This is a genomic window from Actinosynnema sp. NPDC059797 (assembly GCF_042732085.1).
Taxonomy (GTDB): domain Bacteria; phylum Actinomycetota; class Actinomycetes; order Mycobacteriales; family Pseudonocardiaceae; genus Actinosynnema.
Genome location: NZ_JBHWIE010000357.1, coordinates 1 through 7,044 on the forward strand (window position 1 = coordinate 1; position 7,044 = coordinate 7,044).

Consider the following 7,044-nt stretch of genomic DNA (forward strand, 5'->3'; position numbering starts at 1 on the left):
GGCCAGCACCGACCCCGTGGCCGTTCACCCGACGGCCGTGGTTAGGTGTTGACATGCGCAGAACCGGACTGGTAGCGCACGTGCGAGGTCTCGGGGCCCACGACCACGTGTGCTGGCGGTACGACGACCGGGACGATTTCCTCGCCCGCGTCCGGGAGTTCCTGGGCGAGGGCCTCGCCCTCGGGCTCCGGGTCCGCTACCTCGGCCCCGGGGCGGTGGACGCGCTGGTCGCGGACCTCGACGGGATCGGGGGGATCGACGAGGCGCTGCGGACCGGGGCCGCCGAGGTCGCGTCGCTGGACGCGACCTACCCGGCGGACGCGGTGGTCGAGCCCGACGTCCAGGTGCGGTCCTACGCCGAGGCGACGGAGGCGGCGCTGGCGGCCGGGTTCGCCGGGCTGCGCGTCGCCGCCGACTGCACGCCGCTGGTCCGCACCCCGGAGCGGCTGGAGGCGTTCACCCGGTACGAGCACCGGGTGGACCACCACATGGCCCGCCACCCGTTCTCGGCGATGTGCGCCTACTCGAAGGCGGAGGTGGACGAGCACACCTTCGCGCAGGTCGCCTGCATGCACCCGGCCACCAACACGGCCTACCCGGCCTTCCGGCTGCACGCCGCGGGCGACCGGACCACCGCCCTGGGCGGCGAGGTCGACCCGGCCAACGACGACCTGTTCGCGCTCGCGCTGGAGCGGGCCGACCCGCGCCCGCGCGACGGTCGACTGGTCGTCGACGCCACCGACCTCTCCTTCCTCGACCACCGCGGCCTGCTGCGCCTGGCCGACCACGCCGACCGGCACGGCGCGTCCGTCGTGCTGCGCACGTCGTGGCCGGGCGTGGCCGCCATGGTGGACCTGCTCGACCTCGACGTCAGTGTGGAGCCAGGCACATGAACACCACAGCCGTCCCTCCCGCGGGGAACTTCGTGCACCCCGCGGTGTTCTACGCCTCGGACGAGGAGTACCTGGAACTGCTCGTGCCCTTCGTCACCGAGGGCCTGGAGCTGGGTCACCCGGTCGCCGCGTCGGTGCCCGCCGCGCGGCTGCGGTTGCTGCGCGACGCCCTCGCCGACGCCGCGACCGAGGTGCTGCTGCTCGACATGGAGGTGGAGGGCCGCAACCCGGGCCGGATCATCCCCGGCGTGCTGCGCCGGTTCGCCGACCGCCACGGGGAGGAGCACGTGCGCATCATCGGCGAGCCGATCTGGGCCGGGCGCACCGACACCGAGTACCCGGCCTGCGCCCAGCACGAGGCGCTGATCAACCTGGCGTTCGCCGGGCGGGACGTCACCATCGCCTGCCCTTACGACACCTCCGCGCTCGACGAGCACGTGGTGACCGACGCGCTGGCCACGCACCCCCTGGTGTGGGAGACCACGCGGCGCTACGACAGCGACCACTACGCGCCGGACGCCGTCGTCGACCGCTACAACCGGCCGCTCGACGCCGTCCGGGGAGCCGTCGGCCTCGCGGTCGCCACCACCGCCGGCATCGGCGGGGCCCGCCGGTTCGCCGTGGCGGAGGCGGACCGCCTGGGGCTGGCCGCCGAGCGGTCGGCCGACCTCGCGCTCATCGCCACCGAGCTGGTGACCAACAGCCTGCGCCACGCCGGCGCGGACTGCCGGCTCAGCCTCTGGCGGGACGGGGACCACCTGGTCTGCGCGGTCGAGGACGGCGGCCGGCTGAGCGACCCCCTCGCCGGGCGCCGACCGGCGACCCGGGACCAGGAGGGCGGCCGCGGCCTGCTGATGGTCAACCACCTGTCCGACCTGGTCCGCACGCACACCACCGCGCACGGCACCACCGTGTACGCGTTCCTGCGCCTGGAGCCCTGACCGCCCGCGGGCCGGGACGGGCGCGACCGCGGTGAGGTCCCGTCCCGAACCGCGGCGAGGGCCCCGTCCCGGCACGCGGCGTCACCTCACCACCGCGCGCGCGTGTTGACCGGGCGATGGCGGGGTAAACGTTCCGGGTGACTCCAGTTCCAGGGCGCCAGATCACCGCAAGCGCACCGGTCCTACCAGGTCACGGCCCGGACGGGGACGACGACCGGACGCCGGTGGCCGTCCGGGTCGCCCGGCGTCGCGGCGTGGTGTTCGCCGAGGTGTGGGGCGAGGTCGACACGGACAGTTACCGCGAGGTGCGCCAGGAGCTGTTCGCGTGCCTGGAGGACGACCCGGCGGCGCTGGTGGTCGACCTCTGCGGCGTGGGGCTGTTCGGCTCGCTGGGCATCGCGGTGCTGATGGAGGTGCACGAGCGCGCCCACGAGACCGGTGTCGGGTTCGCCGTGGTCGCCCGGCAGCGCACGGTGGTGGACCCCATGCGGGTGACCGAGGTCGACGCCCTGCTGACGCTGCGCCCCACCGTGGACGAGGCGGTGGCGGCGGTGCTGGCGCGGCGGGCCGAGGACGGGTCGGTCGAGGAGGACCACGGGTTCTCGTGGTGGTCGTCCTAGTCCCGGTGCGGCCACACCCGGTCGGACGCGGCCGTGGACCGACGAGGTCGCCGGTCCACGGCCGCGTCAGCGCCCCAGCGCCCGGTACCGCCGCGCGGCCAGGGGCAGGAAGACCGCGGTGAGCACGGCCGGCCAGACCAGCGCGAGGGTCACCGCGTGCCGGTCGGCCCAGCCGCCCGCGTCCCAGTCGGGGTTGCCGAACAGCTCGCGGATCGCCGCCGCCGTGGCGGACAGCGGGTTCCAGGTGGCGACGACGTCCAGCCAGCCCGGCATGGTGTCGGGCGAGACGAACGCGCTGGACAGGAACCCGACCGGCCACACCAGGACCTGCACGGCGACCGCGGACTCCGGGGTCTTCAGCAGCAGCCCCAGGTAGGTGCCCGCCCACGTGAACGCGAACCTCAGCCACAGCAGCAGGCCGACGGCCGCCAGCGCGGGCAGGGGGCCGCGGTCCGCGGTCCAGCCGACCAGGAGCCCGGTCGCGGCGACGACGGCGATGCCGGCCACGGCGTTGAGCAGGTCCGCCGCGCTGCGGCCGAGGAGGACCGATGCGGTGGAGACGGGCATGGCGCGGATGCGCTCGGTGACGCCCCTGGCGGTGTCGGCGGTGACCGCGACGACCACGCCCTCCAGCCCGAACAGCATGGTCATCGCCAGCACGCCCGGGATCAGGAAGTCGAGGTAGTGCCCGTCCGGCACGGCCATCGCGCCGCCGAACAGGTACCCGAACATCAGCAGCACCATCACCGGGAACAGCAGCCCGAGCAGCACCGACACCGGTCGTCGCGCCCAGTGCCGCAGGATCCGCCCGGCGAGGGTGGCCGCGTCCCGGGCGGTGGTGGTCACGGCGGTGGTCACGACGCGCGCCCCCCGGTCGTGGCGGGGCGCCCGGTGAGGTGGAGGAACACCTCGTCGAGGGTCGGTTTGCGGGTGACGGTCTCGACCCGGTCCGGCCCCACCTTCGCCTTCAGCTCGTCGGGGGTGCCCTCGGCGACGACCCGGCCGGCGTCGAGGACGGCGATCCGGTCGGCCAGCCGGTCGGCCTCCTCCAGGTACTGGGTCGTCAGCAGGACCGTCGTGCCGGAGCCGACGAGCGACCTGACCGAGGCCCAGACGTCGAGGCGGGCCCGCGGGTCCAGGCCGGTGGTCGGCTCGTCGAGGAACAGCACCGGCGGCGCCAGGACCAGGCCGACGGCCAGGTCGAGGCGGCGGCGCATCCCGCCCGAGTACCCGGCGACGGGCCGGTCCGCCGCGCCGGTCAGGTCGAACCGCTCCAGCAGCTCGTCGGCCCGCCGGCGGGCCGCGGCGGAGGTCAGGTGGTACAGCTTGCCGAACAGGACGAGGTTCTGCCTGCCGCTGAGGACCTCGTCGACCGAGGCCTGCTGCCCGACCAGGCCGATCCGGTAGCGCACCGCCCTCGGGTCGGCCAGCGCGTCGCACCCGGCCACGCGGACCCGCCCGGCGTCGGGGCGGAGCAGGGTCGTCAGGACCCGCACGGCCGTGGTCTTCCCGGCGCCGTTCGGCCCGAGCAGGCCGCACACCGCGCCCGCCCGGACGTCCAGGTCGAACCCGTCGAGCGCCGCCCTGCCCCGGAAGCCCTTGCGCACGCCGACGGCCTGGATCGCCAGGTCGTCCGAAGGGACCGCGACCGGTCCCACATCTCCGTATGGCATACGAAGAACCGTAGCACAGAATTACGTACGCCATACGAAGTCAGCTTCCTACAATGGGCGCATGGACCGGACGGAGATCAGCGGCGGCAGCGATCCGGCACGCACGGTCGCGACGCTGTGGGGCACGCGGCAACTGCCGCGGCGCGGTCCCAAGCACACCCTGACCACCGCGCAGGTGACCGCCGCCGCGATCGGCATCGCCGACGGTGACCAGGACCTGGCCACCTTGTCCATGCGCCGGGTCGCCGAGGCGCTGGGCGTGGGCACGATGTCCCTCTACACCTACGTCTCATCCCGGGAAGAGCTGGTCGAGGCCATGCTCGACACGGTCTACGGCGAAGCCGTCCGGCTGCTCGGGCCGAGGGGCGACGCGCCGTGGCAGGACGGCTTGCGCCGGGTCGCGCAGGTGAACTGGGAACTCTGCATGCGCCACCCGTGGGTGCTCCAGGTGTTCACCGGCCGTCCCCCGCTGGGGCCGCACACGATCGCCAAGTACGAGCGCGAGCTGGCCGTGATCGAGGGCATCGGCCTCACCGACGTGGAGATGGACGCGGTCATCACCCTCGTGCACACCCACGTCGAGGGCGTCGCCCGCCGCCGGGTCGAGGCCGACCGGGCGGTCCGCCGCACCGGCATCGACGACGAGCAGTGGTGGCGGCAGGTCCAGCCCGCGATCGAGGCGGTCTTCGACCCCTCGCGGTTCCCGATCTCGGCCCGCGTCGGCCAGGCCGCCGGGCAGGCGCACCGGTCGGCCCACAACCCGGAGCACGCCTACGCCTTCGGCCTCGACCGGCTCATCCAGGGCGTGGCGGCGCTGATCGCGGAGCGCGCGGCGGACTGACCGTCCACAGAGGACTCCGGTCCGGGCCGTCGCGCCCGGACCCGCCCGCCCGGTCAGCGGCCCATGGCGGCCAGGACGGCGTCGGCGATCTCCCGGTGCCCCTCCGGCGTCGGGTGCACGTCGGCGTAACGGCAGAAGTACGTCAGGGCGCACACCCGCGCCACGGAGGTCGGGATGCTGCCGTAGGTCGGGTCGAGGGTCACCTCGCCCAGCGACCCGTAGCCGCCGGTCGCCTCGGTGATGTCGACGAACCGGACCCCCGCCTTCTCGTACTCCGCCTTGAGCGCGTTGTTGAAGAAGTCGCGGAACAGCGACACCGACAGCCGCGCCAGGTCCTGGCCGTTCGGGAACGCGGTGTTCACCCACGCGCCGAGGAACACGTCCGGGTAGGTCAGGCCCACGATCGGGGCGTCGCCGGCGGCCTCCCGCAGGACCGGCAGGGTCGCGGCCAGGTTGGACCGGACCTCGGCCACGGCCCCGGTCGCGCACGCCACCGGCTCCTCCGCCCGCGCGCAGGGCGCCAGGTCGTTGCCGCCGATCACGACGGTCACCAGGCCCACCCGCCCCTCGTGCTCGCGCAGCGCCTGGACGGCCGCGTCGAGCTGGGTGCGGGTGCCCGGGTCCGGCGCGTCGAGGGCGCGGGCCGCGGGGGCGCAGCCCGCCTCGGTGCGCAACTCGGCGGACGTGGCGCCGCTGCACGCGAAGTTGAGCAGGCGCAGGCCGGAGCGCTCGGCGACGAGGTCGGCGAAGCCCGGGGCGGAACCCTCCGGCCCGCCCGCGTCGGCCGGGCGGTAGCCGGTCGCGTACGAGTCGCCCAGCGACACGTGCACGCGCTCGGCGGGCGGGGCGTCGCCGGTCGTCGAGGTCGGCTCGGGGGAACCCGAGGGCTCCGCCGTGCACGCGCCCAGCACCACCAGCAGCGCTCCCGCCAACGCGGCCCGCCGAACTCCCGGCACGTCTGCCCCTCTCACCCGGAACGGTGTCGTCCGGTTCGAGGGTACCCCGCGGCCGAGCCGCCACTCTCAATCCACAGTGGACACTGCCAGGGGCGACAGCGCCATGCGGCCCGGACCGGCGCCCGGGGTGTTGCGGCACGCGAAGTCGCCGGCGCCCTTCTCGTGCACGAGGCGCAGGCAGGTGCCCAGGGCGCGTTGGCCGTAGAAGTTCGGGTGCATGCTCTCCTGGAGGTCGCCCTGGGACGTGTAGCCGCTGACGACCCAGCGCACCCACTCCGACTCGGTCCCGGGCACCGGGTCGGCCGCCGTGTCGGCCCTCGTGGCCTGGCGGGACGCCTTCGCGCACACCTCGCGGCCGTCGAAGGCCCGCTGGAGGTCGAGGAACCGGACGTTGCGCTCGTCGGCGACGGTCCTGAGCTGGGTGGCGATCGCGGGCACCAGCTCGTCGCGCGCCCAGTCGGCGTCGGAGTCCCACACCGGGCAGCCGCCCTCGGCGAACCGCGGTCCGCTCTCGGCGATGCGGAAGTCCGCGGCCCTCGGCAGCGGCGAGGGGTAGGACTGGAGGACGAACCGGTAGGTGCCCGCGCCCTGGGCGGCGTTCACGACCTCCTTGATCGCCCTGACGGTGGCGCCGACGTCCGCGCGGAACCGGTCGAAGTAGTCGGCGACCTTCGCCTCCCAGTTCGGCCTGCACCGGTAGGGCCCGAAGGGCGTCAGGTAGCCCTTGACGCAGTCGGCGATGATGTCGCCGAACCCCAGGTCGTTACCCCCGACGGACAGCACGACCAGCTCCACCCGGTAGTCGCGCACGGCGGCGCGCAGCAGGTCGAGCTGGTTGGGCTGGTTGCGCGCGGCGTCGCCCTGCCGCACGTCGCGCGTGGTGGCGCCGGAGCAGGCCAGGTTGATCGCGGTGGCGCCCGGGATGGCGGCGCCGGCGATCTCGGCCGAGGTCGAGCGGTGGCACATGTTGGTGGAGGTGTGGGTGTCGCCGTAGACCCGTCGCGGGTCGGTGGTGCAGCTGCCGCCCTCGCACGTGGTGGCGAGGTCGGTCCCCCACTTGGTGCCGTCGTCGTTGAGCGCGTTGCCGCGCCAGCGGCCCGCCTCGCCGGAGATGTAGCTG

At 74.5% G+C, this 7,044-nt stretch carries 8 protein-coding genes; 4 read left to right on the top strand and 4 right to left on the bottom strand.

Translation table 11 applies throughout. The annotated features are described in order from the left end of the window. Positions 1-53 precede the first annotated feature (53 nt). From ACFV4N_RS36925 to ACFV4N_RS36935, 3 genes are all read left to right on the top strand, one after another. Positions 54-893, top strand: a complete 840-nt coding sequence (locus ACFV4N_RS36925; protein WP_499677311.1) for an MEDS domain-containing protein — start codon at positions 54-56, stop codon at positions 891-893. Next, positions 890-1,834 carry an anti-sigma factor RsbA family regulatory protein gene (locus ACFV4N_RS36930; RefSeq protein ID WP_499677312.1) on the top strand — a complete coding sequence of 315 codons (945 nt, stop codon included), beginning with the start codon at positions 890-892 and terminating at the stop codon, positions 1,832-1,834. The genes ACFV4N_RS36925 and ACFV4N_RS36930 overlap by 4 nt, the downstream gene beginning before the upstream one ends. A 224-nt stretch (positions 1,835-2,058) precedes the next feature. After that, positions 2,059-2,454, top strand: a complete 396-nt coding sequence (locus ACFV4N_RS36935; RefSeq protein WP_499677313.1) for an STAS domain-containing protein — start codon at positions 2,059-2,061, stop codon at positions 2,452-2,454. Positions 2,455-2,520: 66 nt separating this feature from the next. On the opposite strand, the gene ACFV4N_RS36940 is transcribed toward ACFV4N_RS36935, so the two are convergent. Beyond that, the gene (locus ACFV4N_RS36940) at positions 2,521-3,312 is read right to left on the bottom strand and encodes an ABC transporter permease (RefSeq protein ID WP_499677314.1); all 792 of its coding nucleotides are present in this window, start codon (positions 3,310-3,312) and stop codon (positions 2,521-2,523) included. Further along, positions 3,309-4,127, bottom strand: a complete 819-nt coding sequence (locus ACFV4N_RS36945; protein WP_499677315.1) for an ABC transporter ATP-binding protein — start codon at positions 4,125-4,127, stop codon at positions 3,309-3,311. Before ACFV4N_RS36945 ends, ACFV4N_RS36940 begins: the two co-directional genes overlap by 4 nt. A gap of 61 nt (positions 4,128-4,188) precedes the next feature. Between ACFV4N_RS36945 and ACFV4N_RS36950 the strand changes: the two genes are divergently transcribed. Next, positions 4,189-4,968: a TetR/AcrR family transcriptional regulator gene (locus ACFV4N_RS36950; RefSeq protein WP_499677316.1), complete on the top strand. Its 780-nt coding sequence runs from the start codon at positions 4,189-4,191 to the stop codon at positions 4,966-4,968. Between the two features lie 53 nt (positions 4,969-5,021). On the opposite strand, the gene ACFV4N_RS36955 is transcribed toward ACFV4N_RS36950, so the two are convergent. Beyond that, positions 5,022-5,924 (bottom strand): GDSL-type esterase/lipase family protein, encoded by a 903-nt coding sequence (locus ACFV4N_RS36955; protein ID WP_499677317.1) that lies wholly within the window; start codon positions 5,922-5,924, stop codon positions 5,022-5,024. A gap of 66 nt (positions 5,925-5,990) precedes the next feature. Continuing rightward, on the bottom strand, positions 5,991-7,044 hold a 1,054-nt coding region (locus ACFV4N_RS36960; RefSeq protein ID WP_499677318.1), incomplete at its 5' end, for a GDSL-type esterase/lipase family protein.